Here is a 26,458-nt window from a genome sequence, read left to right on the forward strand (position 1 = left end):
ATTAGCTGGATTTTAACTTTTTGATTTTAAATAATAATTAAGGGAGATAAAAGCAGATATCTGCTTTTATCTCCCTTAATCCTTTATAAAAAACCTAAAAAAACAAAATCAAATTAATCAGTATAATCAGCGTAATCCTGCTCCAAGACAATTTCATCGCCGAAGGCGATCTCCTACGCGCTCTGCGCTAACGCTTTACTCATATCTTTTACGAGCGACAGGATCGCCACGAGCTGATCGTGCACCTGCTTGGTTTCCAGCATTTCATCGCGGGTAGCCGTAGGTCCTTTGCCTTCATTGATTTCCTGCTGACGCAGATGCACCAGGCTTTCCAGGTGGGCATCCAGCCGTTCAAAGGCGTGTACCTGCGGAGAAGGCTGGGCGTTGCCGCTGGTGGCCGTATCTGTGAGCAGGGTGAGCTGGTCCATATAATGGAGGAGATAATCCGTGATTTCGCGGTATTCCGGGCGTGGAAACTGCACCCCGTGATGCATGTTGTAAGCCGCCAGGGTGGCGGTGTGCGAGGTGAGCGTATGATTCAGCACCACGAAATGATACACTTCGGATGCGTTTTTCTGTTTGCTTTTTGGCTCCGACAACATGCGCTGGAAGGCCGACATCATATTAGCGGCGGCCACATAAGTATCTTTCCTGGCCAGTTTGAAATCCGTAACGGATACCTTTTCATTGGAATAGGGGCGCATTACCAGTTCAAAATATTTCCGGTTGGCTTCCATCATCTTTTTCATGTAATCCGGGAGGAAGTTATGCTCCCAGGTAGGCCACAGCAGCATGTTGGCAAAGAAGGCGATGCCTCCGCCGATAAAGGTATCCAGCACCCGCTGCGCTACATTGTAGAGGTCTGAAGGATGAAGGAAGTGCAGCAGGAAGATGATAAACGGCGTTACAAAAAATACGCTGACGGTATACTGGAAGCTCATAAAGCTATAGGCGCCCAGGATGCAGATCAGCATCACAATAAAGATCACTGTATCGTTATGCGTAAGGTACAGCAGGCCGGCGGCAAATAAGGCGCCGGTAACGGTACCGATTAAACGTTGTATGCTGCGCGATTTTGTGAGCCCGAAGCCCGGTTTCAGGATCACTACTATGGTTAAGAGGATCCAGTATACCCGGTCGAGGTGAAGTGCGATGCCCAGCCCGTAACCCAATACGGTAGCCAGGCTCACGCGGATGGCGTGCCGGAAGATATGTGATTTGAAAGTGAGGTTGTCCCGGAACGTTTCAAAGTCATATTTCTGGCGGGTAGTGAACTTCGACAGCTCCAGTTTTGGATCTATGGATTCGTCTTTCAGTCTTTCCAGGCGGGTGAGCCGGTGCAGGTTATAAATGCGCTGGGCCATGTCCTGCAGGTTTTGCAGGATGTTGCTCAGTGGGATGGTGCGGGTTCTTTCTTTGAGGGTAGGCAGTTTCATGGTAATGTCGGCAATGGCCTGTTTTACCTTTTCCATCTCAAACTTCAGGTTTGTTTTTGGCAGGGAGCGCTGACCCGCTGCCACGGCCATTCCTATGTTCTTCAGCTCCTGGGTGAATTCAAGGATGAGGGCATGGAATTTCTCCAGGATCGCCAGGTCTTTAAAATCGGCCTGCAGGGCGTTGTAGTCGGTTTGAGAGGCCATGATCTGTTCCTGGAGGTCTACCATATCCAGGAAAATGAGTACCATGCTTTTATTGAGACTGGTGGTGCCCTGTTGAGCCGACCGTCTTTTCAGCAGCAGTTCGCGTACATTTTCCTGTTTTTCGTTGACGATCACCTGCTGGTCCAGCACGGCTTTATAGTTCTCGCTTACATTTACGCCGGGCGTATAGAAGTTGGCCCTTACTTCGAGGTAGCGGGCGGTTTGCAGGATACAGTCGCCCAGTGCCTGCTGTACGTTGAGGTAGGGGCGGATCTGCCAGAGGATGAGCGCCAGCACGGCGTACCAGATGCTGCCCAGCAGCACCATAGAGGAGTGCAGGAGCGTGAGCTTCGGGGTAAGCTGGGTTTCCCCGAGGATAGACACCACTACCAGCAGGCAGCCGGTACCAATGTTACCGCCGCGGTTACCATATACCAGCAGCATGGCAAACATAAAACAGCATACCGCTATCCAGATCGCCATCGGGATTACGTAAGGGATCAGCAAACCCGTGCCCAGTGCAGAAAAAAAGATCAGGATGGTGCTGATGATCAGGCCGTTCCGCTTATGTACAATGGTGCCGGGTACGTCGCTGAGGGCGGTACACAGGGCGCCCATCGACATGGCGATGCCCAGGTCCAGCATACCAAAGTATGCGCACACCAGTGAAGGTACTACCACACTGATGGTGGTACGCATACCGTTGCTGAAATGATAACTGTAAAGGAAATTTTTTATGTTATTGATCTGCTGTTCTGTACGCAAGCGTAAATGGGTTTTTGATGGCGCAAAGATAAGCGGATTTTGTCTTATTCAGGATTACGCGGATGATACTGATTACCCGATTTTCTATTTTTCTGAAGATGAATATATTACTTTTGACTTTAATTTAATGCCTGGCCCGGAAAATATCATCACCATCCGTATAATCGGGGGAAAGACAAAATCCGGGTAATTTTCTAACAGCGAATTAAATTCTAATTGTTCTTTTTACTATATTTATAACCAGTCTTTTAGACTTTAGTTGCGTGCTGCGGACAGAGGCAAATGACCGGTAATTGTGTATAAATAATTACTGTATATTATTGCATCTCACTTAAATTACTTTTTGATTCGGGTAAAATTATATCTTTGACGCCTTAAAAAACCTCGGAGTACGACGTGCGCTTAAAAACACTAGAAATTAAAGGCTTTAAAAGTTTTGCAGATAAAACCGTTTTGCAGTTTGATGAGGGCATCACTGGTGTGATTGGGCCAAACGGTTGCGGCAAAAGTAATATCATCGACTCCATCCGCTGGGTAATCGGCGAGCACAAGATCAGTAACCTCCGGTCTGATAACCAGGCTGGACTTGTGTTTAACGGTTCTAAAAGCCGCTCTGCAAGCGGTATGGCGGAGGTTAGTCTCACTTTTGAAAACACCAAGAACGTACTACCCACCGAGTTCACTACGGTGACGATTACACGCAAATTTTATAAAAACGGCGACAGCGAGTACCGCCTTAACGATGTGGCCTGCCGCCTGAAAGATATCCATAACCTGTTCATGGACACGGGCGTAAGTACCGATTCCTATGCCATCATCGAACTGGGAATGGTGGACGATATCATCAAAGACAAGGAAAACAGCCGTCGCCGTATGCTGGAACAGGCGGCAGGCATCTCCATATATAAAACCCGCAAAAAAGAAGCTAAGTCCAAACTGGACGCCACAGAAGGAGACCTGAACCGTATTGAGGACCTGTTGTTTGAAATCAATAACAACCTCAAAACACTGGAAAGCCAGGCCCGTAAGGCAGAACGCTTCTACGAAGTAAAAAAAGAATACCGCGAAATCAGTATAGAACTCGCTAAAGCCGCACTGGAAGGCTTTAACGTGACCTTTAAGGAACTGTCGGACACCCAGCAAAATGAAAGCGACCGCAAACTGGCGCTGGAAACGGAGATCCTCACCGCAGAAGCGGCCGTGGAACAGGATAAGCTACATTTTGTAGCAAAAGAAAGGGAACTGCAAACCATGCAGAAATCCTTTAATGAGCTGGTATCCACTATCCGCACCAAAGAAAATGATAAGAACCTCGCCACGCAGCAACTGACGTATCTGCGCGAGCGGGAAAAAAATATCAGCGACTTCCTCAACAATGCGGAAGGACAACTGCAGGGACTTACCACTTCTATTGAATTTACCGAGAAACAAGTGGAAGAAGAAGGGGAAGTGTTTGAAACAATGGCAGACGAACTGGATACCCTCCGCGATATGGTAGAGGAAAAGAAAGAACGCTTCCATCAGAAGAAACAAGCCCTCGAAACCCTGCGTAACGACCAGCAACGCTGGCAACGTCAGCAATTTGAGGCCGAAAAGAAAGTAGCCGTTGCCGATACTTCCGTCATGAACCTGCAACGCAGCATGCAGCAGCTCCAGGAAGAAAAGACCAGCCGTCAGCAGCAGATCGCCCAACTGGAAACAGAAAAGGAAGCGCTGCAGCAAACACTGACCGGCAGCAAAACAGAACTGGAAAACATGGTTCGTTTCCAGGAAGAAACCAAAAGTAAAATACTCGCCACCCAGTCTGATATAGAAGGACTGCGTGATAAACTGGTAGATGAGAATCGTACCCTCGATTCCAAAAAGAACGAATTCGACCTGCTCAAATCACTGGTCGACAGCCTGGAAGGTTACCCGGAGAGTATCAAATTCCTCAAAAAGAATCCCGACTGGAACAATAACGCCCCCATCCTGAGTGATATTTTTTTCTGTAAAGAAGAATACCGCACCTGCGTGGAAAACCTGCTGGAGCCTTACCTGAGCTACTATGTAGTGAACAACGTACAGGAAGCGGTACAGGCCATCCAGCTGCTCGATAACAACAAAAAAGGGAAAGCCAATTTCTTTATCCTCGATCAGTTCCGCACTGATTACAGTTCGCTGCTGGCGCCGGCAGGCACCATTCCTGCGCTGGAAGTAGTGGAAATTGAGGAGAAGTACAGGGGCCTGGGACAACACCTGTTGGGTAAAGTATTTATCGGGGAAGACCTTACCCGCCTGGAATTCAGCCAGGTGGCCGATGAAAGGATGCTGCTGGTAGAAAAATCCGGCCGCATGCATCGCGGTAAATACAATATCAGCGGAGGTTCTGTAGGATTGTTTGAAGGTAAGAAGCTGGGAAGGGCCAAGAACCTGGAAAAGCTGGAAACCGAGATCAAAGACCTCGAAGGAGTAGTGGGCCGCCTGAAAGTAGCGCTGCAAAGCAAACACGACGAAGTATTAGGCTACAACAGCCAGTTAAATGAAAATAATATCAATGCTGCGCGGGAAAGGGTAAACCAGTTGAGCAATCAGCTGTTTGGCTTACAGAACAGGATTGAAAACTTCCACCACCTCATTGAAGCCGGCGATAAACGCCTCGAGGAAATGCAGCAATCCCTGGAAACCAACCAGGAAAGCATTTCCGGCGTGAAAGACGAACTGGAAAGCCTGAACGAAAGGGTCACCGAATTGCAGGACAGCATCGCGGACGCCGACAGGATGGCCCAGGAAGCAGAGCAGCAGTTCAATATGGCTACGGTGCAGTTCAATAACCAAAACCTGCAACATACCCGTCAGCAAAGTAAAGTACAGGCCCTCAAACAGGAACTGGAATTTAAACGCAAACAACTGGCAGACCTGCATGTGCAGATCACCAGCAACAAATCGCAACTGGAAGACGCCGTGGCCAACATTGCCGGCGCCGTGGATAAACTGAGCCACGCGGACGACGGACTCGTGGAACTGTTCCGCCAGCGCGAAGAAGAAGAAAAAGCACTCAACGAAAAAGACCAGGAATACTATAACTTCCGTAACCACCTCCAGGAACTGGAAACCACGCTGAGAACAAAACAGCGCGCCAAACAGGAACTGGAACAGCAACTGAATACCATCAAGGATAAAGTAAATGAACTGCGACTGCAACTGGCTTCCATGAAGGAAAGGCTCAGCGTGGAGTTTAAAGTGAACCTCGATGAAATTATAGATGAGCAACGCAGCTCAGAGTTGTCGGTGGATGAATTAACAGGTAGTGCAGAGCGACTGAAAAAGCGCATGGAGAACATGGGGGAAATTAACCCTACCGCCATTGAAGCCTACCAGGAAATGAAGAAACGGTACGAGTTTATCCTGGAACAGAAAACGGACCTGGTAAATGCGAAAGATTCCCTGCTGGCTACTATCCAGGAGGTGGAGTCTACCGCCAACCAGAAATTCCTGGATACCTTTAACCAGGTGAAGGAAAACTTTATCCGCGTATTTAAGGCTTTGTTTACGGAAGAAGATCAGTGCGATATGATCCTGAGCGACCCCGAAAACCTGGCGGACACCGGTATTGAAATCATTGCAAAGCCAAAAGGGAAGCGCCCGGCAGCGATTACGCAGTTATCCGGTGGTGAGAAAACACTGACGGCTACCGCATTGCTGTTTGCCATTTACCTGATTAAGCCGGCGCCATTCTGTATCCTGGATGAGGTGGATGCGCCATTGGATGATGCCAATGTGGGTAAGTTTACCAACATGATCCGCAAATTTTCGGATAATTCACAATTTATTATTGTAACACATAACAAGCAAACGATGGCTGCTGTAGACGTGATCTACGGCGTAACCATGCAGGAACCGGGTGTAAGCAAGCTAGTTCCGGTTGATTTCAGGAGTTTGAACTAGCCGGTTGGTTTGGTTGTTGTAAAGAGAGTTCATTACTTTTATTCTTGATTCTAAAAAAATAAAAAAACGTAAACACTATGGGCGCATGGGGCACCAGGAATTTTGAAAATGATGGATCACAGGATTGGATTTTTGACCTGATTGATAATAAAGACGGTGGTTTGGTGGCTGACACGTTAGCGCGTGTTATCAACAACATCGAAACACTGGAAATTTCGGATTGCGAAGAGGCGTTGGCCGCTGCGGAACTGGTGGCAGCATTGGTGGCACGCCCAAGCGAAGATTTCCCGGAAGATCCGTTGGATCAGCTGGATGTGCTGAACCTTATTGGTACACGCGCACTCAGAAACCAGGCAATCGCTGCTGTAAATAAAATTGTAGCAGCTTCCGAAATGAAGAATTATTGGGAAGATGCAGGTCAGGGCGAAGCGTGGGCCGCTGTACAGGCAGGTCTCATCAAACGTTTGGAATAACTAACAGCAGGCATACCGGAACCTTTGTTTTCCGGGAGAACTGTTTTCCACTATATTATTGAAGCAGCGGATTGCAAAGCAGGTGTTACCCCTGATTGCTGTCCGCTGTTTTGTTATGGGCGTAAACTAACAGGTTCGCGGCAATTATTTATTGTTGCAGGCCCCTGCCCGTTGTAGCGAAGGGCCTGCGTAAAAATGTAAAGAGGCTGCGCAAAAAAAAGGCCGATCCGCAGATCAGCCCTTTGAAATATCTTTCGTTATTTATCTCCCTAAATTAAAATACCCGCAATAGAGGCCGACATGTAAGACGCCAGCGTTCCACACAACAGCGCTTTCAGGCCCAATTTAGCCAGATCCGCCCTTCTGTCGGGTGCCAGTTCACCGATACCGCCGATCTGCATGCCTACGCTGCTGAAATTGGCAAAACCCGCAATGGCAATCGTAACAATGGCAATCCCTTTGGCACTTAGCACTGGAACTGTTTTATCAGTAAGACTTTTGAACGCCACAAATTCGTTGATGGTAAGTTTTTGGCCGAGCAGGGTAGCTACGTTCTGTACGTCTCCCTGTGGCACGCCCATTGCCCAGGCCATTGGCATAAACACCTTTCCAAAGATCCAGTCGAGGCTGAGATCAAACTTAGGGTTGAAGATATGACCGATATGAATGAGGCCCCAGTCGATCAGCGCAATGAAAGCAATAAACCCAATCAGCATGGCTATCACGTTCATGGCTATCTTAAAACCATCGCCGGCGCCATGTGAAATGGCGTCGATCACGTTGGTATAATTACTCTTTACTTCCATTTTAACGCGGCCCATCGTTACGCTTTCCTCTGTTTCCGGGAAAACGATCTTGGATATTACGAGTGCGCCGGGTGCGGCCATCAGGCTGGCGGTGATCAGGAAGGGCGCAATATGCAAACCTGCCTGTAATCCCATGTTCACATACACCACCAGGATACCGCCGGCAATACAAGCCAGGCTTCCACTCATAGAGGCGAGGATTTCACTTTTGGTCATGCTTGATAAGTAAGGACGGATCATCACCTGCGCTTCTACCTGTCCTACGAAGGCGCTGGCCACATTGCTCAATGCTTCTGCGCCGCTTACACGCATCACATAATTCATGGCGCGGGCAATCACCGCTACCACACGCTGCATGATGCCATAATGATATAAAACCGCTACCAGCACACACACCAGGATGATGGTGGCCGTAACGTTAAAAGCAAATACAAAACCACCGGCAGCATAATCCTTGATCCCGGTGCCATCGGGCTGCGATACGCCAATACCGCCATACACAAAGGCTGCACCTTTGCGGGCAAAGGCTTCCAGCTTTCCCATTGCATCACCTACCCGCTGGAAGAACCAGGTAATAGGGGGCACCTTAAATACCAGAAAGCCGATTAGTACCTGTAAGCCAATACCACTGAACACCAGCCTGTAGTTGATCTTACTTCTGTTGTTGGAGAATAGAAAGGCGATACCCAAAATAAGTACAATGCCTATGATGCCCTGAAAGCGTTCCATAAATGCAAATAAATCGTAAAATGTATGCAATGAAGCGACGAAGATAAGTTTTTTTGCCGTCGCTCACATAGTAAACTGTTATCTCATATAATTTTTCAGAAAAAATATATTTAGAAATGTATTTTTATCGCTTTCGCAATCGAATAATAACAAATGCAGCGTATTCATTATCGTTTAATCACCACGTTATCCCTGGCTTTATTTGCCTGTGGACAAGGGAACCAGCAGAAAAACGGGAACAAGCACGAAAAAGATTCTATTGCCATGCGGGAGCAGTTTGCTACTTCACCCGTACTGGATGGCAAAACCGCCATCGGGCACATGCAGGTTGATGAAGGACTGGAAGTACAGCTGGTGGCCGCAGAACCAATGGTAGTGGCGCCTGTAGCCATGACCTTTGACGAACGCGGACGCATGTGGGTAGTGGAAATGACCGGCTTCATGCCCGATACTGCCGGTACCGGGGAAGATAAACCCGATGGTAAAATTGTGATCCTGGAAGACACCAACCGCGATGGCGTAATGGATAAACGCACCGTATTCCTCGACTCACTGGTACTGCCACGGGCCATATGCCTGATAGAAAACGGGGTACTGGTAGCCACACCGCCGCAATTGTGGTTTATTGAAAACAACAGCGACAAACCCGGTAAGAGAACACTGGTGGATGACCAATACGCTGCCGGCGGAAATGTGGAACACCAGCCAAACGGATTGTTGCGCGCAATGGATAACTGGATCTATAACGCAAAATCGGATAGGCGTTACCGTAAGGTGGGAGATAAGTGGCTGAAGGAACCCACGCATTTCCGCGGACAATGGGGCATTACGCAGGATGATCACGGTCGTCTTTACTATAATAACAACTCCGAAAACCTGCTGGGTGATTATTTTTCCCCGGGACTTGGTGGCACCAATCCGCAACAGAACAATGCCGCTGGTTTCGACCAGAAAATAGTACCCGATAACCGCACGTATCCCGCGCGTCCTACGCCCGGCGTAAACCGCGGTTACCAGAAAGGTTCGCTGGACGATAGTCTCCGCCTGGTGAAATTCACCGCCGCCTGTGGTCCGGTGATTTACCGCGCTAACCTGCTGCCGGCTACCTATGCCGGAAATGCCTTTGTAGCCGAGCCTTCGGCCAACCTGATCAAAAGAAATATTTTATCAGACAGCAGCTACATCGTAAAAGGTGTACAGGCGTATCAGCGGAAAGAATTCCTCGCCAGCACCGATGAACGTTTCAGACCGGTGGACCTGCGTACCGGCCCGGATGGCGCTTTGTATATCGCCGATATGTATCGCGGTATCCTGCAACACAAAACCTACCTCACCGAATACCTGAAGAACGAAATAAAGATGCGTAACCTTACGCAGCCACTGAACTGCGGACGTATTTACCGCGTTATTCCTGCCGGCAGTAAACCACAACCGGTAACGTTTGAACTTACGCCCGCCTTCCTCGGTAAAATGCTTGGTAATGAAAATGGTATTTTGAGAGATAAAGCGCAACAGCTCATCATTGATCAGCACTTAACCACGATGGCGCCGGAACTAAGGACCATGCTGAAAGACGCGGCGCATCCGCTGACGCAGATCCACGCCCTCTGGACGCTGGAAGGGCTGCACAGTCTTACCGCAGAAGATATCAGCGGTATCTGGCAACAGCAGGATCCTGTGTTGAAGATGCAGGCGCTGGCAGCATTGCCGGCTGTATTAAACAGCAGCAGTATCAAAGCAACAATAGCGGCACTGGACTCCCTGTCGGATAACCCATACCTGGCGCCGGTTGTAGCCTATGTATTGCCTGTGGTAGGAAAACTGGATAAAGCCGCCTCCACCCGCCTGGAAGATAAAATGATAAAAACGTATGCCCCTGACCGTTATGTGGCAGCAGCACTGGTAAATAACGCCGCAAACCGCGAAGCGGCGTTGCTGAAACAGGTAATTGCCTGGAACCCTGATACCACGCTGGTGTTGCGCCGGCAGCTGGAAACAGTGCTGAAGAACATGGACAGCAAAGCCAATGCGAAAAAAATGGAGGCATTGCGGAAAGAACTGCCACGGGGATATAAGATTTTCAATACCGTATGTCAAACCTGTCATGGTAAAAGCGGGGAAGGCATTGCTTCTATGGCGCCGCCGCTGAATGAAAGCAATTGGGTAAACGGCAACAAGAAAGCATTTATATCTATTGTATTATACGGCCTTACCGGCCCGGTGGAAGTACACGGCAAAGTGTACAAAGCACCGGAAATAAATGGCGATATGCCGGGCATCGGCGCCAGTGATGAATTCAGTGATGCAGATATTGCACAACTACTGACGTTCCTGCGCAGTGCCTGGAATAATAAAGCCGATAAAGTTTCTGCTGCAGATATCCAGCAGGTGCGGAAGCTGAACAATGGCCGCCAGAAGCCTTTCACAGCGGGAGAATTAACGAATTGACCGTTTGTTGTAAATAAAAGCCTTATCTTTGCCGGATACAATTATTTATTAATTGAATCCGGCAACTAACATATTAGTCTTACTCAATACACCCCGTGCATCCAAATGCACGTGCGGGTTCCTGTTGCCGTTCTTATCCTGCCCCAAAGACTTCAACAATTAAGCCCGGGCAACTTTTAGTACATAAAGTGTTGTACCCGGGGGGATAACTACCTGCGTAGTTTTATTCCGCTAGTATTTTCCAAAACAATCTTATAAAATCAGTTTTATGAATCATCGGATAGCACGATGGGCAGTTTATTTTTTATGCCTGTTGCTGGATGTGAGCGTGGCTGCCAGCCTTTATCGCGGTTATTTAAGCGGATGGATCCTGTTACCGGTAGCGGTAGGACTTACCCTGCTGACGATCTACGACCGGCTGCAGGGTAAGCATGCGTTGTTGCGTAACTACCCGTTACTTGGCCGGTTGCGTTACCTGTTGGAGCAGATCAGACCCGAAATGCGCCAGTACTTTTTTGAATCGGATACAGACGGGCGGCCTTTCAGCCGCCGTCAGCGTGCAGTAGTGTACCAGCGCGCAAAAGACGTAAAACAAACCGTTGCTTTCGGCGCACTGGATAACATGTATGAACCCGGCTATGAATGGGCCGCCCATACTGCCTTTCCAACGAAGGTAAAACCGGAGTCGTTAAGGGTAAATATCGGAAATGAACAATGCGATAAGCCATATAATGCCAGCCTGCTGAACATCAGCGCCATGAGTTATGGCGCATTGAGTAAAACGGCCATCGCTTCCCTGAACGGAGGCGCGCAGATAGGAGGGTTTGCCCATAACACAGGAGAAGGCGGGATTAGTCCTTATCACCTGCAGCATGGCGGCCACCTGATCTGGCAGATCGGCACCGGCTATTTCGGTTGCCGCGATGAAAAGGGAGATTTCTCTCCCGAAGTATTTACCGCTGCGGCAGCAGCACCAGCTGTAAAAATGATTGAAGTGAAACTGAGCCAGGGCGCCAAACCCGGCAAGGGCGGGGTATTACCGGCAGCGAAGAACACACCGGAAATTGCAGGTATCCGTAAAGTAAAGCCGGGTGTGAGCGTGTTATCGCCCGCCGGTCATACGGCCTTTAGCAATGAGTATGAGATGCTGGCCTTTTTACAGCAGCTACGTAAACTTTCCGGCGGTAAGCCTGTGGGGTTTAAGCTGTGCGTAGGCCGTGCGGAAGAGTTTGAGCGTATTTGTATTGCGATGATCAACACGGGTGTTTACCCCGACTTTATCACCGTAGATGGTGCAGAAGGTGGCACCGGCGCGGCTCCGCTGGAATTTACCGATTCCATCGGGATGCCTTTGTATGATGCACTGGCTGTAGTGGTAAACCTGCTGAGGCATCACCAGCTGAAGCAACATGTGCGCATCATTGCCAGCGGTAAGATCATTACCGGCTTTGATATTATGAAAGTACTGGCAATGGGAGCGGATGCGTGTTACAGTGCGCGGGGAATGATGCTGGCGCTGGGATGTATCCAGGCGTTGCAGTGCGACAGCGGCAGCTGTCCCGTAGGCGTGGCTACGCAGGATCCGCATTTGTACCATGGCGTAAATGTGGCCGACAAAAAGGTGCGTGTGGCTAATTATCACCGCAATACTATTGCCGCATTGGCAGAGCTGATGGGCGCCTGCGGATTTGCTGATGCAGAGAAGGTAGACCCTGCAGCCATGTACAGGCGTGTAACAAGAACGGATATACGATCTTATGAAGAAATATATGCGCCGGATCACAACAGCAAAGCGGGAGCATCGCTGTATCCGGGGCCATCTGTAAACAACTGACATAAAACCCGGTTATCATGAAAAAGAAACAGATTATTGTGTCCCTACATGATTACGAAATCCTTAAAACCCTGTGCTATCATGCACCGGGCACCGATAAGCTGAGAGAAGAGCTCGACAGGGCCACTGTCAGGAAAGGTAAGGTGCCAGCCGATGTGGTACAGGTAAACTCCACCCTTAAATTCAGGGATGAGCGTAGTGGGGCTATCAGAAGTGTACAGCTGGTATTGCCGGCTGCCAGCAATTTACAGCTGGGTAAGTTATCGATCCTTTCTCCCATAGGCACGGCCTTACTGGGATATAGCACGGGGGATGTTATTGACTGGGAAGTACCTGCGGGAAAAACGCAGCTGCATATCCTGGATGTAACAAATCCGGAGGGGAGCGTATAAAAGAGGCTATTAGTGTTAGCGATCAAATATGTATCATAGGAGCGAAAAAAGCCCTGGCGTCTGCCAGGGCTTCTTTTTATTGATAAGTTATTTTGTCGCCGTATTTGATGTGATACTTGTCGCAGAATCCACCGTTTACTTCCAGCACGTATTTAGCCTTTTTGAAAGAAGGAAGACTTTCTTCCGACAGGGGTGTCGCGTATTTCTGAATGGACACAATTTCCAGTTTATCATCTATGTAGATAATATCAAGGGAGATGTAGGTGTTTTTCATCCAGAAGGCGCGTTCTTCCATGTCAGGGAAAATGAAAAGCATGCCCTGATCATCTGTTATGGATTTGCGGTACATCAGCCCATCGGCGCGCTGTTCATCTGTTTGGGCCAGCTGGATATCTATTTTCCGCAGGGTATCTGCGCCTGATTTGGAAACGAATGCCAGGGCGCCTTGTTTTTTGAACGCGATGCCGTTGGAAGTTTCACCGGCAGTTTCCGTAGTGGCGGCCGTGTTGGTGCCGGCAGCTGCGGAACTGTTGGTGTTACTGTTGTTCTGATGACAGCCAGCGATATATAAACTGGCTATCAGGATACATTTCAGGTGTAATTGCATAAAACAGCGATACTATTTGGTCAGTAGTTCTTCGTCTGAAAAAACTACATCTGTGTAATCTCTTATTTCGTTGTACACGGTATCTCTTTCCACGGGTCTTCTGCCGGCCTGTTTGATGAGCATGGTGAGCTGGGCGGTATTCATGGAAGGGTTTTGCTCCTCCGAACCGGCCATAGAGTAAATTTTGGTGGTATCATCTATGGTGCCGTCCAGGTCATTCACACCGAAAGACAGGGTAAGCTGTGCGGTGTTTCTTCCCAGCATAGGCCAGTAGGCTTTCAGGTGGGGGAAGTTATCCATGTATAAACGTGCGATGGCGTACAGCCTGAGATCTTCCACGATGGAGGATTCCGGGATATGCGACATATCGTTGCCTTTATTACGGAACTTCAGCGGAATGAAGGTATTGAAGCCACCGGTTTCGTCCTGCAGGGAACGTAAGCGTTCCATGTGGTCGATGCGGTCGGCAAAAGATTCAACATGACCGTACAGCATGGTGGCGTTGGTGTGCATGCCGCGGTTGTGGGCAGCTTTATGAATGGCGAGCCATCCGTCGGCATCAACTTTATCGTGACATATTTTAGCGCGCACTTCGGGTGCAAATATTTCAGCGCCGCCGCCTGGCATGGATTGCAGGCCGGCCTCGTTGAGAATACGCATACCTTCCTCTATGCTTACTTTGGCTTTGCGGAACATGTAATCCAGTTCCACAGCAGTAAATCCTTTGATGTGCAGGTCCGGACGGTGTGCCCTGATCTTCTGGATCAGTTCCACGAAGAAGTTGAGCTGCATTTTTGGATGTACACCGCCAACAATATGTACTTCTGTAACGGGTTGGTTATCGTATTTTTTAACGATGTCCATCATCTGGTCGATACTCAGTTCCCATCCATCTTCCCTGTTTTTATACAACCGGGAATAGGAGCAGAAGTGGCAGGTGAATACACAAACGTTGGTAGGTTCGATATGGAAGTTACGGTTGAAGTAAGTCTTGTCACCGTGCATTCGCTCGCGTACCAGGTTGGCTAACGCACCCAAAAAGCCGATATCGCCTTTTTCAAATAAGATCAGCCCTTCTGCGGGTGTAATTCTTTCCTGTTGGAGGATCTTTTCTGCAATGCCCTTCAATGCTGCGTCCAGGTTGGGTTGCTGAAGGAGCGTTTGAACAGCCGGATAATCTTGTCTCATCGTCATCTTACTTTCATTAATTTGATGGTGTTGGCCCTGTTCCTGTAAATTAATTTTACAAAATAAACACCATTTGGCTCATTTACCAAATTAAAGGTCAGCCGGTTGCCGGCGCCGATAGCTGCGGCCGGGCGGCTCATAATAAACTGTCCCTGTACATTGTAAATGGATACCTGCAGCAGGTCTTCCGGTATTTCCAGGAATGTTACCCAAACAATACCGTCTGTAGGGTTGGGATTCACCAATACTCCTTTTTCACGGAGGGTTTGATTCACTGATTTGGTGACAATATTAATATTATCAATATAAATGTTATTCTCTGAGTTTGAGATGTTTCTGAAGGCTACCTGGAACTTTCCTTTATGACTTACAGCGGTCAGATCCACAGAATCCCGGCGCCATTCGGTGGCGGTAGGGATGTATTCTGTTTGAACAGCTGTGGGGCGTGTAATAAGATTCGGCCCCCATTTGGAATACAGGACCTGGCCGGTTTCGCGGCAGTCGTTGGTAACCAGCACCTGCAGGGTATCCCATGCGTTTCCGGTGGCAGCGGGGTCGGTAAATACGGCTGCGGCTACATCGAAAAAGAGGAATACGGAGTCAGCGCCCTTTGGATCAATGACCGGTGTAATGAGGTCATCAGTCTGGTCGTTGGTATTGTATCCGAGGTTGCGTATGAGGGCGGAAGCGCTGCTGCCTTTGCCCACATTCCGCACGCGTTCCCAGGTAAAGCTGTGGTCAGGATTATAGAGGTCCCAGCCCGGGGGCGGGAAGCTGTCGTTTTCAAAGCCCTGTTCAAAAGGCAGGGTGGCTTCCGCATCATAACGGAAACGGATATCCGCTGTATCGTTGGTAACGTTTCCATCCGGCTGGCCGTTGGGCGATTGCGTATATGCTTTCAGGTTATAGCTGCCGATTGCCACATTGGAAGAAGGAAGTGTTACGGTGGTTTGCTGCAAACTGGCCAGGTTGCCTGCCCACTGGTAAGAAGTAAGGGCGCCGTTGTTTACCTGGTACCAGATCCTCACGGCAGTGAGGGCATTGGCGCCGCGGTTACGCAGGGTTACTACCGGTGTAATATTGTTGTTGCATATCTTGCCATCCGGGGCGTTGATGCTTACCAGCGAGGCGTCGTTATTCACCATAACAGGAGGTACGCAACCGTTGGACGTTATCAGGCTGGCGGTTGTATTTTCCAGTACAAAGCGCATGCGATCCACCTGTCCGGCGGTAAAGAGGTGCATACAGGCGTCATCGGTATAGTCCATGTAGTTCATGAACATTATGCCCGGCGAGGTGGTAGTGCAGTTGTCGAGCCGCGGAAAGGAGGGGCATCCATACGTGTTGTCGCCTTGCACAGGTGTATCGGTGATACCATCATCAACGGTACATCCTCCGTTATCATCTCCCCAAATATGTTTTAACCCGAAATAATGCCCTATTTCATGCGTGGCGGTTCTGCCGAGGTTGTAGGTACTGCCTACGCTGCCGGTAGTGCCAAAAGCGGTGTATTGCACCACTATGCCTTCCTGTTCAACAGGGTAGCCGGTACCCGGAGGGGCGGCCACGCCGAGGTAATTGCCGGAAAGGCGGGCAACCCAGATATTGAGGTATTTGCTGTGATCCCAGGCGTCGGAGCCGCCGGTATTGTTGTACTTGGCGTCTGCCGCTGCATTGCTGATAGAAAAGCTTTGGCCGGCAGCTGTTTGTACCCTTACAATGCCATTGGTAGGTTCATCGTCGGGGGTTCTTTGGGCGAGGCAGAAATTGATGCGGCTGTTGCCGATCCGCGCCTGCCATACTGCGGGCACCTGGCTGATATCGGGATTGGCGGCGTTGTAATCCCGGTTCAGGGCATCGATCTGTGAGGCGATCTGCGCATCGGTTACCAGCGCAGGATTATCCAGCACTACGTGGACCACCACGGGAACAGATACTGTTTGCGGAATGGCTTCCACCATTGCCCGCAGCTGTTGCCGTTGCTGGCCCAGCATCATTTTATTTTCGTTATTCTGTATAATATTTTGAAGAGAAGGAATTTCTTTTACCCGCTGTTGCAGTGCTTCGGCGGTGCCGCATTTACGTTGACCGTTGGCCGTAGCGCAATAAAAAAAGGTAACCAGGGCGAGGATATAGTGACGCAAAAAAATAGATTTTGGCTTTGAAGATACGCGAAAAATCGCCTTCGGCGATGAAATTGTCCTGGAGCAGGATTAAATTGATTATACTGATTTAGCTGATTTGATTATGTGTTGATTTTTATGGATTTTATAAAAGATAGAAGTGGATTTTGTCTTTCCCGCTGATTACGCTGATCAGGAGGATTTTTTTCTTTGGGAGATGGGGTATTTATGGATGATATGAACAGTAGATAGCACATACTTTGCATATACTTTTGAGATGCTTTACACATGCCTTTGACGTGCTTTATACCTGCCTTTGATGTGGAGATGACGTGGACTTGATCGGTAATGTGTTGTGTATCAATACGCTATAAGGGGTTTCAAGACATTCGTTAGATAGGTTTCATCAGAGAAAGAAACTGGATATCAATGCTTTAGACACATTATAAAGATAAACAAAATCCGCTTCTATCTTTTATAAAATCCATAAAAATCAACACATAATCAAATCAGCTAAATCAGTGTAATCAATTTAATCCTGCTCCAGGACAATTTCAGGTGATAGATACCTGCAAAAAAAAAAGCGCTCCGGATCAAACCGGAACGCTTTCAAAACTCAGTTTTTATAAAAATTACATATTGGCCTGTATTTTTTTATCCAGTACGGATTTAGGCACAGCACCTACCTGTTTGTCTACAACCTGACCACCTTTTACGAAAAGGATAGCAGGGATACTGGTGATACCGTAGTTTACAGACAACTGAGGATTCTGATCCACGTTAACCTTTCCGATATTTACTTTACCTGCGTAATCTTTAGACAGTTCTTCGATTACCGGACCGATAGCGCGACAAGGGCCACACCATTCTGCCCAGAAGTCAATAACAGTTAATTTATCGGAATTCAGAACTTCCGTTTCAAAGTTCGCATCAGTGATTTCTAAAGCCATATTCTTTGATTTTAAAATGTTTTTATTTTAACGATTGTTTTGATTTTTATGATTATGTTATACTATGATCAAATCTTGATCCGAGTGCAAATTACTGCATTTTTGACATCTTACTTATTGATTATCTCTATATACACATCGATATCCGGCTGTTTGTGAAGGAAACCCGCCAACTCGTCATTCATCTCTATATTCCGGTTAAAAGTATGCAGTTTTGCCTGGGTTTGATCGTCGCGGTCGGTCAGGTGTACATGCAGTACGCTGTTGCCCGGGAAGCGGTTTACATTGTCTACCAGGAAGTCTACCATCTCCTTTTTGATGAACTTGGGCATCGTGTTCAGGTATACCTGCTTGGTGTGGGTTTTCTTTACTTCCTGTAACAGCTGGATGCTGCTTACTTTGAACTCATATTCATTGTCATTAAACCGTTTGGATTTGAAGCCGCCGTTGATAAACAGGCAAAGGCCCGGTTTCAGGTAGGGGGCAAAGCGGATGAAATCTTCACTCCACAGGGCAAATTCAAACTTACCGGTGTAATCTTCTATGGTCATCACGCCAAACTGGCGGTTATTGCGGGAAATCCTCTCCTGGGCGTTGGTGATATATACCGCCAGGCGGAAATTGCGTTCCCGGGAGCGGCCACCGTTGCCGCCCGGCTGGGCTATTTCGGTCTGATATTCCACCAGTTCCTGCACGGAATTCATGTGGTAATGCTTCATTTCAAAGCGGTAGTCATCCAGGGGATGGCCGGAAATGTAGATACCGGTGATATCCCTTTCGTTGTTGAGCTTCATGATCAGCGGCCAGGCGTCGCAGGCCGGGATCTTTGGCGGCTCCACATCGGGGAGGTCGTCGGCGCCGAAGAGGCTGCCCATGTTGGAAGAGCCTGCTGTTACCTGCTGCCCGAATTTCACAATCTTATCCAGGCCGGTGAGCTGTTCGCCTTCCGGTTTGTGGAAATACTGCGCACGGTGCAGTTCAGGGAAGCTGTCGAAAGCGCCCGACATTACCAGGGCTTCCAGTGATTTTTTATTTACAGCGCGTTGATTAACGCGTTTGATAAAGTCGAAGATATTTTTGAAAGGACCATCCTTTTTACGTTCTTCCAGCAGGTTTTCGATGGCGGCTTCACCTACGCCTTTCAGGCCACCAAGACCGAAGCGTACCTGGCCCTGTTTATTTACAGCGAAACCTTTGAAAGATTCATTCACATCGGGCGGCAATACGTCGATGCCCATGCGTTTGGATTCTTCCATGAAGAAGGTGATCTTTTCAATATTGCTGGCGCAGTTCAGTACGGCGGCCATGTATTCGGAAGGGTAGTGGGCTTTCAGGTAGGCCGTTTGATAGGCCACGAAAGCATAGCAGGTGGAGTGGGATTTGTTGAACGCGTAGGAGGCAAACGCTTCCCAGTCGGTCCATACTTTTTCGCAAACCTTTGGATCGTGGCCATTTTTGGCGCAACCTTCCATAAACTGCGCCTTCATTTTATTCAGTACCGCGATCTGCTTTTTACCCATTGCTTTACGCAGTACGTCCGCGTCACCTTTGGAGAAGCCTGCCAGTTTCTGGCTCAGCAACATCACCTGTTCCTGGTATACCGTGATACCGTAGGTATCGTTGAGGTATTCCTCCATTTCGGCGATATCGTATTGCACCGGTTCCAGTCCGTGTTTACGGCGGATAAAGGAAGGAATGTACTCCAGTGGTCCCGGGCGGTACAGGGCGTTCATGGCGATGAGGTCATCGAACCTATCGGGTTTCAGCTCGCGCAGGTATTTCTGCATACCGGGCGACTCGAACTGGAACGTAGCGTTGGTTTCACCTTTCTGGTAGAGGTCATATGTTTTGGCGTCGTCCAGCGGGATATTATCTATTTCGATGGAGATGCCGTGGTTCTGGCGGATCAGTTCCAGCGCACCTTTGATGATGGTAAGGGTTTTCAGCCCCAGGAAGTCCATCTTGATTACGCCGGCAGATTCAATGATGCTTCCTTCAAACTGGGTTACCAGCAGGTCGGAATCTTTTGCAGTAGATACGGGGATCAGGTCGTACAGGTCCTGCGGGGCAATGATGATACCTGCCGCATGGATACCGGTGTTACGCACGGAGCCTTCGAGTACACAGGCTTCGCGGAGTACTTCTGCCTGGAGGTCGGTGCCTTTGATGAGTTCCCGCAGCTTTTTCACGTTCTCAATGTCTTCACCGGCAAGACCTTCCTTATCGGCGAGGCTCTTTTCACCTTCGAGGGGAGCGTTGAAGATACGATCCAGCTGGATACCGGGTTTATCCGGAACCATTTTAGCGAGGATATTGGATTCTATCAGGGGGAGGTCCATTACGCGGGCCACGTCCTTGATACTCATTTTGGCGGCCATTGTACCGTAGGTAATGATCTGTGCTACCTGGTTGCGGCCATATTTCTGTACAACGTAATCAATTACTTTCTGACGGCCTTCATCATCGAAGTCCGTATCAATATCGGGCATGCTCTTACGTTCCGGGTTAAGGAAACGCTCAAACAGGAGGTTGTACTTGATGGGGTCTATATTGGTGATACCAATACAGTAGGCTACGGCCGATCCGGCGGCCGATCCACGACCCGGACCAATAAATACGCCCAGTTCACGGCCCGCCTTGATGAAGTCGGCCACAATGAGGAAGTAACCGGCAAAACCCATGTTTTCGATTACCTGCAGTTCAAAGTTGATACGTTCTTCAATATCGGCGGTCATTTCCATATACCGGGTACGGGCGCCTTCATAGGTGATATGGCGCAGGTACTGGTCCTGGGTAATAAATTCTTTCGGAATAGGGAAGTTGGGCAGCAGGATATCTCTTTTAAGATCCAGCAGCTGTACTTTATCTACAATTTCGTTGGTATTATCGATGGCCTGCGGAAGATCATGAAACAGTTTGCTCATTTCTTCCGTTGTCTTGAAATAGAACTGGTCGTTATAAAAAGCGAAACGCCTGTTCTTTCCGCCACCACCACTATCGTCGTCAGAAAAATCTTTATTGGTAGGGGTGCTTTTCTTTTCACCGGTGTTAATACAAAGAAGGATGTCGTGCGCGTTGGCATCGGCCTGGTCTACATAGTGGGAGTCGTTGGATGCGATCACCTTTACATTATACTTCTCTGCAAAGCGGAGCAGTACTGCGTTTACCTGTTCCTGTTCCGGAATACCGTGGCGTTGTAATTCTACATAAAAATCTTCTCCGAAAATATCCAGCCACCAGCGGAATTCTTTTTCACCTTCTTCTTCGCCTTTGCGCAGGATGATCCTGGGTACAGAGGCGCCGAGGCAGCAGGTGGTGGCGATGAGCCCTTTGTGATATTGTAATACGAGTTCTTTATCGATACGGGGATACTTACCGTACAGTCCTTCCATATAGCCCAGGGAGCAAAGTTTGATGAGGTTGCGGTAACCTTCATCATCTTTTGCCAGTAACACCTGGTGATAACGTACATCTTTTTCTTCCCTTGTAAAAGCTCTCTTGTGGCGGTTTTCCACTACATAGAATTCGCATCCTACGATGGGCTTTACTTTTAGTCTTTTATCTTTCGGATCGCCCGGATTTAATTTATTGTTGTATGCTTCTGCCACAAACTGAAATGCGCCAAACATATTACCATGATCTGTAATCGCCAGTGCGGGCTGATTGGAAGCCATCGCCTTTTTATACAGCGATTTAATGTCGGCTGCCCCATCCAGTAAAGAGTATTGGGTGTGAACGTGTAAGTGGGAAAAATTCATCTGCTAATCTGTTTCGTCAAGCGACAAAAGTAGGGATAAAAAATCAACTGTGATTAATGATTTAGTTGATTGTATTTCTGTCTGTCATATAAATCATATTAATCGCAGTTGTAAATCCCTATATATTTGTATTTTAGCGAAAATTTAGCCAGAGCTTATGATCAGAGTAAAGGGACATCTACTTGTGAAGTTATCGATATGTGCATTATCGCTCAGTTCCTGCGCTTCATTAAAGAAAGGTACCGCTAATAAGAAACCTGCCACCACACCAGCCACTGCCAACAACAACCGTATTGAATTTATAGATGGTATCGCTACCAGCCGTACCTCCCGTAATAGTACTTCTCACTATAACAGCAAAGATGTAAGCATCAGTAAAAACATTACCAGGGGCAGTGCCAATCTGGAAAATGCACAGAGCTGGCAATTTAAATATGCACAGTTACTGGATGTGGCTGTGGAAGAAGTACTGAACCAGAAGCTCTACAGTTTTATTGACGACTGGTACGGCACACCTTACCGGCTTGGCGGCAAAACGAGAGACGGCATCGATTGTTCGGGGTTTGTGAATACCCTGATGAACACGGTGTTTCAGCTGGGCCTTTCCGGGAACTCCACCGACCTGTATTCACAGGTGAAAAGATTAAAGCCGCATGACCTCCATGAAGGCGACCTGGTATTTTTCAGGATCCATCATAAACGTATTTCCCATGTAGGTATCTACCTGGAGAATGATAAATTCGTACATGCATCTACCAGTGCCGGCGTCATGATCAGTGATCTGAAAGAGCCTTACTGGAAGCGTTATTTTGCCGGCGGAGGAAGACTATAGCCACTTCTACACATTTGTTTTATTGTTAATTTTATACGATTTTTACCGTTTTAACCTAACAACTGCGCTGCGCAGTACTTTTTCATATCATGGAATTTGCTCCCATCGTATTATTTGTATACAACCGGCCAGAGCTGACCCTGAGCACTTTACAGCATCTGAGTGAAAACAGGGAAGCAGGGGAGAGCACCTTGTATGTTTATTGCGATGGCGCAAAAGAAGGCGCTTCCGAAGAACAACGGCAGCTGATCAAACAGGTGCGCGACATCGTGCATAGCCGGCAGTGGTGTAAGGAAGTGATTATTTTAGAAGCGACAAAGAACAAAGGACTGGCTACCTCCGTGATCGACGGGGTAACAGAGGTGATTGGCAGGCATGGGAAAATAATTGTATTGGAAGATGATCTTACGGTATCTCCCTTCTTCCTGAAATATATGAACGATGGGCTCACAAAATATGAGCACAACGAAAAGGTAATGTCGGTGCATGGATATCTGTATCCGTTTAAGATGCCGGCAGATTACAACGCCTCTACTTTCCTGGTGCATGATCCGGGTAGTTTGGGTTGGGGTACCTGGCAGCGGGCATGGAATAAGTTTGAGCGGGACACCGATGTGGTAATTGCCAAAATAAAAGAACAGGGTTTGAAAGCAGCGTTTGATTTCTGGGGAGCTTATCCTTTCTTCCGGATGCTGCACCAGCATAAGCACGGGAAAGTAAGCTCGTGGGCTATCCGATGGAGAGCCACCGCCTACCTGCACGACATGCTTACGTTATACCCGGTAAAATCACTGGTAAGGCATGATGGCAACGTGGCCTCGGCTACGCATCACTACAAGGAAGAGGATTGGCTGTATACAGACATTTATCAGCATCCCATCGCGGTAGATGACATTCCCGTAAAGAATAATTTGCCGATGGAAAAAGTGTTTGCAAAATTCCTGCGGGCGAATGCCGGTATGACGATACCTGCGAAAATTAAAAACAGGCTTAAAAAATACTGGAGAAAAATAACCGGCCATGCTTAAAGTAATCAGGAAGATATTCAAAAAGATGAAACGGGAAGTAATATCTCCTGTTTCCTGGGATAATTTAAGAAGATTGCAACCGCTTGCCACCGGCTTTGGCTACAATCGTGGTACCCCGGTAGACCGGCACTACATTACCTCTTTTCTCAGCGCCCACCGTGCCGATATTCACGGGCAGGTACTGGAAATAGCCGAAAGCAGTTATTCAAAGCAGTTTGGTACCAATGTGAGCAGCTATGAAGTACTGCATGTGCAGCCAGGTAAAGACGTGACCATCATCGGCGACCTGACCAACAAAGCATCGCTGCCGGCCAACTATATCGACTGCTTCATTTGTACGCAAACATTTAATTTCATCTACGATTTTAAAACCGCTATTGAAGGAGCGCATCACCTGCTGAAGCCGGGAGGCGTATTACTGGCCACACTGGCGGGCGCTACACAGATCTCCGTATACGACGAACAACGCTGGGGCGACTACTGGCGGTTCACCATACAATCGGCCGCGAAAGTTTTCGGCGAAATTTTTGGTAAAGACAATATCGAAATCATTTCTTACGGCAATGTACTCACCTGTACGGCTATCCTCCAGGGAATTACCGCAGAAGAATTATTACCGGAAGAACTGGACTACCGCGATCCGGTATATCCTATTATCATTGCGGTGAGGGCAAAGAAAGCGTAACGATTAAAAACTGTACTATTATCTGATGGGAGACCTGAGTAAAAAAATATTTTCAGTGATGCACTATGTGGCCAACAAAGTGCAACAGCCGGCGGTTATTTTATTGTACCACCGGGTCACCACCCTGCAGCAGGACCCACAGGACCTCTCTGTTACGCCGGAACACTTCAGCTCACACCTGGCGCACCTGGCCACCGATTACAATATGCTGGATGCCGAACGGTTCCTCTATCATGTTAAAAACAAAAAAGCCTTCCCGGAACGTTCCGTATTTGTGACGTTCGACGATGGCTATGCAGACAACTACCTGGAGGCATTGCCTTTACTGACGAAGCACCAGGTGCCTGCCCTGTTTTATATCACTACCTCTAAAATCAATACTGCCTACGAATTGTGGTGGGACGATCTCGAAAGAGTGCTGCTCACACCCGGTAACCTGCCGCCTGTTTTACAGATCACCATCAACGGGCAGCCGGCGCAATACACCACAGATACGCTTGCGGCTATACGCGAAACATACTACGCGCTGCAACAGGTGCTACGTTTCTGTAAGCCTGCGGAAATTGAATTGGCCATGCAGCAGTTGTATGAATGGTCCGGCAAAACCGCTACCGGTCGCCCTTCCCACAGGCTAATGACCTGGGAAGAAGTAAAAGCGATGGGCGATGCCTCCTATGCTGCCATTGGCTGCCATACCCACCGTCACCCGGCAGTGGGCATGCTGAGCTATGAAGAACAGTATACCGAAATAGGGATGTCCAAAGAAATCCTGGAAGGCGTACTGGGCACTCCACAGGTACATTTTTCCTATCCTTTTGGCGGCAGGAAGTTCCTGGGCACCAAACGCTATTACAACGCAGACAGTATCAAAGCCTGTAAGGCTTTGGGTTTGCAGATGGTATGCGCCAACTATCACGGACAGGTACACAGCTGGAGCAATCCGTATGCACTGCCCCGCATCCTGGTGCGCAACTGGCCACCGGATGTATTCCGTAAACAAATGCAACAGTTCTTTAAATACTAGCCGGTGAAAGTACTTTTTATCAATAAATATGAGAACAGCGGCGGCGCTGCCATAGCGGCGCAAAGGATCGCAGCCGGGCTGGCGGAGTATTATCATACCGTCAATGATTTCCTGGTAGGCACCCACACCGCTTCTTCCCGTGCTACTGCTACCCGTCCGGGTGCGGTGCGGAATGTTATTGAAAGAGGGCTCAATGTACTGAGTAACCGGGCAGGACTACAATATTTATATTTTCCTTTTTCCACTTCTGCCATCATGCGGCATGCACAGGCTTATCAGCCTGATGTGATCAGCCTGCATAATATTCACGGCGGATATTTTGACGCCACCCTGTTACCGCGCTTATCCGCTATAGCGCCTATTGTGTGGACCCTGCATGATATGTGGGCCATCACGGGCAACGCGGCGCATACCTTCGGCGACACTTCCTGGAAAAGCGGCCTGGCCGGCAAAGGGGAACACAAACGTGCCCCTGCTATGGGATTGCCTACCGGCAATTATCTCATAAAGAGAAAACAAAAGCTGTATGCAGGCAGTGATCTGCATATTGTTTCGCCTTCGCGGTGGTTGTACGATATGACCGCTGAAAGTCCGCTTACCAGGAACAAACCGTTGTATCATATTCCCAATCCTATCGATACTGATTATTTCCGGCCGCAGGATAGAGCTGCTTCCCGCCAGGCACTGGGCCTTCCGGCAGATGCATCTGTGATCACTTTTGTGTCCGAGCGGTTGTTTAACAGCGAGTTTAAAGGCGGCGCAGAACTGCTGCATATTTTACACCTGCTGGATGCACAGCTGGACCGGAAAGTATACCTGCTGATGATAGGTAAAGATCAGTTGCCCGGAACATTTAAACACCTGGAATGTGTGTATACCGGTTATGTGAAGGAAACCGGGAAAATGATGCAATGCTACAGTGCCAGCGATATTTTTTTCTATCCCACCAAGGCGGATAACCTGCCCAATGTGCTGATAGAAGCCGGTAGTTGCGAAACGGCCTGTATTACCTTTGATGTAGGCGGATGCCGGGAAATAGTGCAGGACGGCGTAACGGGGTATGTGGTTGCACCCGGCAACCAGCAGGAGTTTGCCGCAAAAACGCTGCACTTGCTGAATCATCCGGATACCTGCCGGCAGTTTGGCAAAGCGGCCAGAACATTTACAGAACAGCATTTTGGAATGAAAGTAGTAGCCGGACAGTACTATCACCTGTTTCAATCAGTGGTCAGGAACCCGCAATAATCAG

The 26,458-nt window shown here is 48.4% G+C and carries 17 protein-coding genes; 10 read left to right on the top strand and 7 right to left on the bottom strand.

The window, feature by feature from the left end:
- Nucleotides 1-173: 173 nt before the first annotated feature.
- Nucleotides 174-2,405, bottom strand: a complete 2,232-nt coding sequence (locus B5Z18_RS27850) for an FUSC family protein (RefSeq protein WP_079472830.1) — start codon at nucleotides 2,403-2,405, stop codon at nucleotides 174-176.
- Between the two features lie 396 nt (nucleotides 2,406-2,801).
- Here B5Z18_RS27850 and smc point away from each other — a divergent pair, with 396 nt between their 5' ends.
- Both smc and B5Z18_RS27865 read left to right on the top strand, forming a co-directional pair.
- Nucleotides 2,802-6,332, top strand: coding sequence for a chromosome segregation protein SMC (gene smc / locus B5Z18_RS27860; protein ID WP_079472832.1), 3,531 nt, complete (start codon nucleotides 2,802-2,804; stop codon nucleotides 6,330-6,332).
- Between the two features lie 77 nt (nucleotides 6,333-6,409).
- The gene (locus B5Z18_RS27865) at nucleotides 6,410-6,805 is read left to right on the top strand and encodes a DUF4259 domain-containing protein (protein WP_079472833.1); all 396 of its coding nucleotides are present in this window, start codon (nucleotides 6,410-6,412) and stop codon (nucleotides 6,803-6,805) included.
- 269 nt (nucleotides 6,806-7,074) lie between these two features.
- Here B5Z18_RS27865 and B5Z18_RS27870 read toward each other — a convergent pair whose 3' ends face one another.
- Nucleotides 7,075-8,340, bottom strand: coding sequence for a NupC/NupG family nucleoside CNT transporter (locus tag B5Z18_RS27870; protein ID WP_079473119.1), 1,266 nt, complete (start codon nucleotides 8,338-8,340; stop codon nucleotides 7,075-7,077).
- Nucleotides 8,341-8,493: 153 nt separating this feature from the next.
- Between B5Z18_RS27870 and B5Z18_RS27875 the strand changes: the two genes are divergently transcribed.
- From B5Z18_RS27875 to B5Z18_RS27885, 3 genes are all read left to right on the top strand, one after another.
- The gene (locus B5Z18_RS27875; RefSeq protein ID WP_143313726.1) at nucleotides 8,494-10,788 is read left to right on the top strand and encodes a DUF7133 domain-containing protein; all 2,295 of its coding nucleotides are present in this window, start codon (nucleotides 8,494-8,496) and stop codon (nucleotides 10,786-10,788) included.
- Nucleotides 10,789-11,056: 268 nt separating this feature from the next.
- Nucleotides 11,057-12,622 carry an FMN-binding glutamate synthase family protein gene (locus tag B5Z18_RS27880; protein ID WP_079472834.1) on the top strand — a complete coding sequence of 522 codons (1,566 nt, stop codon included), beginning with the start codon at nucleotides 11,057-11,059 and terminating at the stop codon, nucleotides 12,620-12,622.
- Between the two features lie 17 nt (nucleotides 12,623-12,639).
- A complete protein-coding gene (locus B5Z18_RS27885) occupies nucleotides 12,640-13,014 on the top strand; it encodes a GreA/GreB family elongation factor (protein WP_079472835.1) in 375 nt (124 codons plus the stop codon).
- 76 nt (nucleotides 13,015-13,090) lie between these two features.
- Here the strand turns inward: B5Z18_RS27885 and B5Z18_RS27890 are convergent, their stop codons facing one another.
- The 5 genes from B5Z18_RS27890 to dnaE all read right to left on the bottom strand — a co-directional run bounded on the left by B5Z18_RS27890 (nucleotide 13,091) and on the right by dnaE (nucleotide 21,640).
- A complete protein-coding gene (locus tag B5Z18_RS27890; RefSeq protein ID WP_079472836.1) occupies nucleotides 13,091-13,621 on the bottom strand; it encodes a DUF192 domain-containing protein in 531 nt (176 codons plus the stop codon).
- Between the two features lie 12 nt (nucleotides 13,622-13,633).
- Nucleotides 13,634-14,815 (bottom strand): aminofutalosine synthase MqnE, encoded by a 1,182-nt coding sequence (gene mqnE, locus B5Z18_RS27895; RefSeq protein WP_079472837.1) that lies wholly within the window; start codon nucleotides 14,813-14,815, stop codon nucleotides 13,634-13,636.
- Nucleotides 14,812-16,953 carry a M43 family zinc metalloprotease gene (locus tag B5Z18_RS27900; RefSeq protein ID WP_079472838.1) on the bottom strand — a complete coding sequence of 714 codons (2,142 nt, stop codon included), beginning with the start codon at nucleotides 16,951-16,953 and terminating at the stop codon, nucleotides 14,812-14,814. Before B5Z18_RS27900 ends, mqnE begins: the two co-directional genes overlap by 4 nt.
- Before the next feature lie 611 nt (nucleotides 16,954-17,564).
- A complete protein-coding gene (trxA, locus tag B5Z18_RS27905) occupies nucleotides 17,565-17,882 on the bottom strand; it encodes a thioredoxin (RefSeq protein ID WP_079472839.1) in 318 nt (105 codons plus the stop codon).
- A gap of 110 nt (nucleotides 17,883-17,992) precedes the next feature.
- Nucleotides 17,993-21,640, bottom strand: coding sequence for a DNA polymerase III subunit alpha (gene dnaE / locus B5Z18_RS27910; protein ID WP_079472840.1), 3,648 nt, complete (start codon nucleotides 21,638-21,640; stop codon nucleotides 17,993-17,995).
- A 157-nt stretch (nucleotides 21,641-21,797) separates the two neighbouring features.
- Between dnaE and B5Z18_RS27915 the strand changes: the two genes are divergently transcribed.
- The 5 genes from B5Z18_RS27915 to B5Z18_RS27935 all read left to right on the top strand — a co-directional run bounded on the left by B5Z18_RS27915 (nucleotide 21,798) and on the right by B5Z18_RS27935 (nucleotide 26,454).
- Nucleotides 21,798-22,472: a C40 family peptidase gene (locus B5Z18_RS27915; protein WP_079472841.1), complete on the top strand. Its 675-nt coding sequence runs from the start codon at nucleotides 21,798-21,800 to the stop codon at nucleotides 22,470-22,472.
- A gap of 89 nt (nucleotides 22,473-22,561) precedes the next feature.
- Nucleotides 22,562-23,500: a glycosyltransferase gene (locus B5Z18_RS27920; protein WP_079472842.1), complete on the top strand. Its 939-nt coding sequence runs from the start codon at nucleotides 22,562-22,564 to the stop codon at nucleotides 23,498-23,500.
- On the top strand, nucleotides 23,493-24,185 hold the full coding sequence (locus B5Z18_RS27925) for a methyltransferase domain-containing protein (protein ID WP_079472843.1): 693 nt from the start codon (nucleotides 23,493-23,495) through the stop codon (nucleotides 24,183-24,185). The genes B5Z18_RS27920 and B5Z18_RS27925 overlap by 8 nt, the downstream gene beginning before the upstream one ends.
- Before the next feature lie 25 nt (nucleotides 24,186-24,210).
- Nucleotides 24,211-25,209: a polysaccharide deacetylase family protein gene (locus B5Z18_RS27930; RefSeq protein WP_079472844.1), complete on the top strand. Its 999-nt coding sequence runs from the start codon at nucleotides 24,211-24,213 to the stop codon at nucleotides 25,207-25,209.
- Nucleotides 25,210-25,212: 3 nt separating this feature from the next.
- Nucleotides 25,213-26,454 carry a glycosyltransferase gene (locus B5Z18_RS27935; RefSeq protein ID WP_079472845.1) on the top strand — a complete coding sequence of 414 codons (1,242 nt, stop codon included), beginning with the start codon at nucleotides 25,213-25,215 and terminating at the stop codon, nucleotides 26,452-26,454.
- Nucleotides 26,455-26,458 lie beyond the last annotated feature (4 nt).

This window comes from Chitinophaga ginsengisegetis (assembly GCF_900168065.1).
Classification (GTDB): domain Bacteria; phylum Bacteroidota; class Bacteroidia; order Chitinophagales; family Chitinophagaceae; genus Chitinophaga; species Chitinophaga ginsengisegetis.

What these genes read in the sequence shown, in the direction of transcription:
- dnaE (WP_079472840.1), bottom strand. Translation starts at nt 21,640, where the DNA reads ATGAATTTTTCCCACTTACACGTTCACACCCAATACTCTTTACTGGAT.
- B5Z18_RS27885 (WP_079472835.1), top strand. Translation starts at nt 12,640, where the DNA reads ATGAAAAAGAAACAGATTATTGTGTCCCTACATGATTACGAAATCCTT.
- B5Z18_RS27920 (WP_079472842.1), top strand. Translation starts at nt 22,562, where the DNA reads ATGGAATTTGCTCCCATCGTATTATTTGTATACAACCGGCCAGAGCTG.
- B5Z18_RS27915 (WP_079472841.1), top strand. Translation starts at nt 21,798, where the DNA reads ATGATCAGAGTAAAGGGACATCTACTTGTGAAGTTATCGATATGTGCA.
- B5Z18_RS27865 (WP_079472833.1), top strand. Translation starts at nt 6,410, where the DNA reads ATGGGCGCATGGGGCACCAGGAATTTTGAAAATGATGGATCACAGGAT.
- trxA (WP_079472839.1), bottom strand. Translation starts at nt 17,882, where the DNA reads ATGGCTTTAGAAATCACTGATGCGAACTTTGAAACGGAAGTTCTGAAT.
- B5Z18_RS27925 (WP_079472843.1), top strand. Translation starts at nt 23,493, where the DNA reads ATGCTTAAAGTAATCAGGAAGATATTCAAAAAGATGAAACGGGAAGTA.
- mqnE (WP_079472837.1), bottom strand. Translation starts at nt 14,815, where the DNA reads ATGACGATGAGACAAGATTATCCGGCTGTTCAAACGCTCCTTCAGCAA.
- B5Z18_RS27870 (WP_079473119.1), bottom strand. Translation starts at nt 8,340, where the DNA reads ATGGAACGCTTTCAGGGCATCATAGGCATTGTACTTATTTTGGGTATC.
- B5Z18_RS27930 (WP_079472844.1), top strand. Translation starts at nt 24,211, where the DNA reads ATGGGAGACCTGAGTAAAAAAATATTTTCAGTGATGCACTATGTGGCC.
- B5Z18_RS27880 (WP_079472834.1), top strand. Translation starts at nt 11,057, where the DNA reads ATGAATCATCGGATAGCACGATGGGCAGTTTATTTTTTATGCCTGTTG.
- B5Z18_RS27875 (WP_143313726.1), top strand. Translation starts at nt 8,494, where the DNA reads ATGCAGCGTATTCATTATCGTTTAATCACCACGTTATCCCTGGCTTTA.
- B5Z18_RS27890 (WP_079472836.1), bottom strand. Translation starts at nt 13,621, where the DNA reads ATGCAATTACACCTGAAATGTATCCTGATAGCCAGTTTATATATCGCT.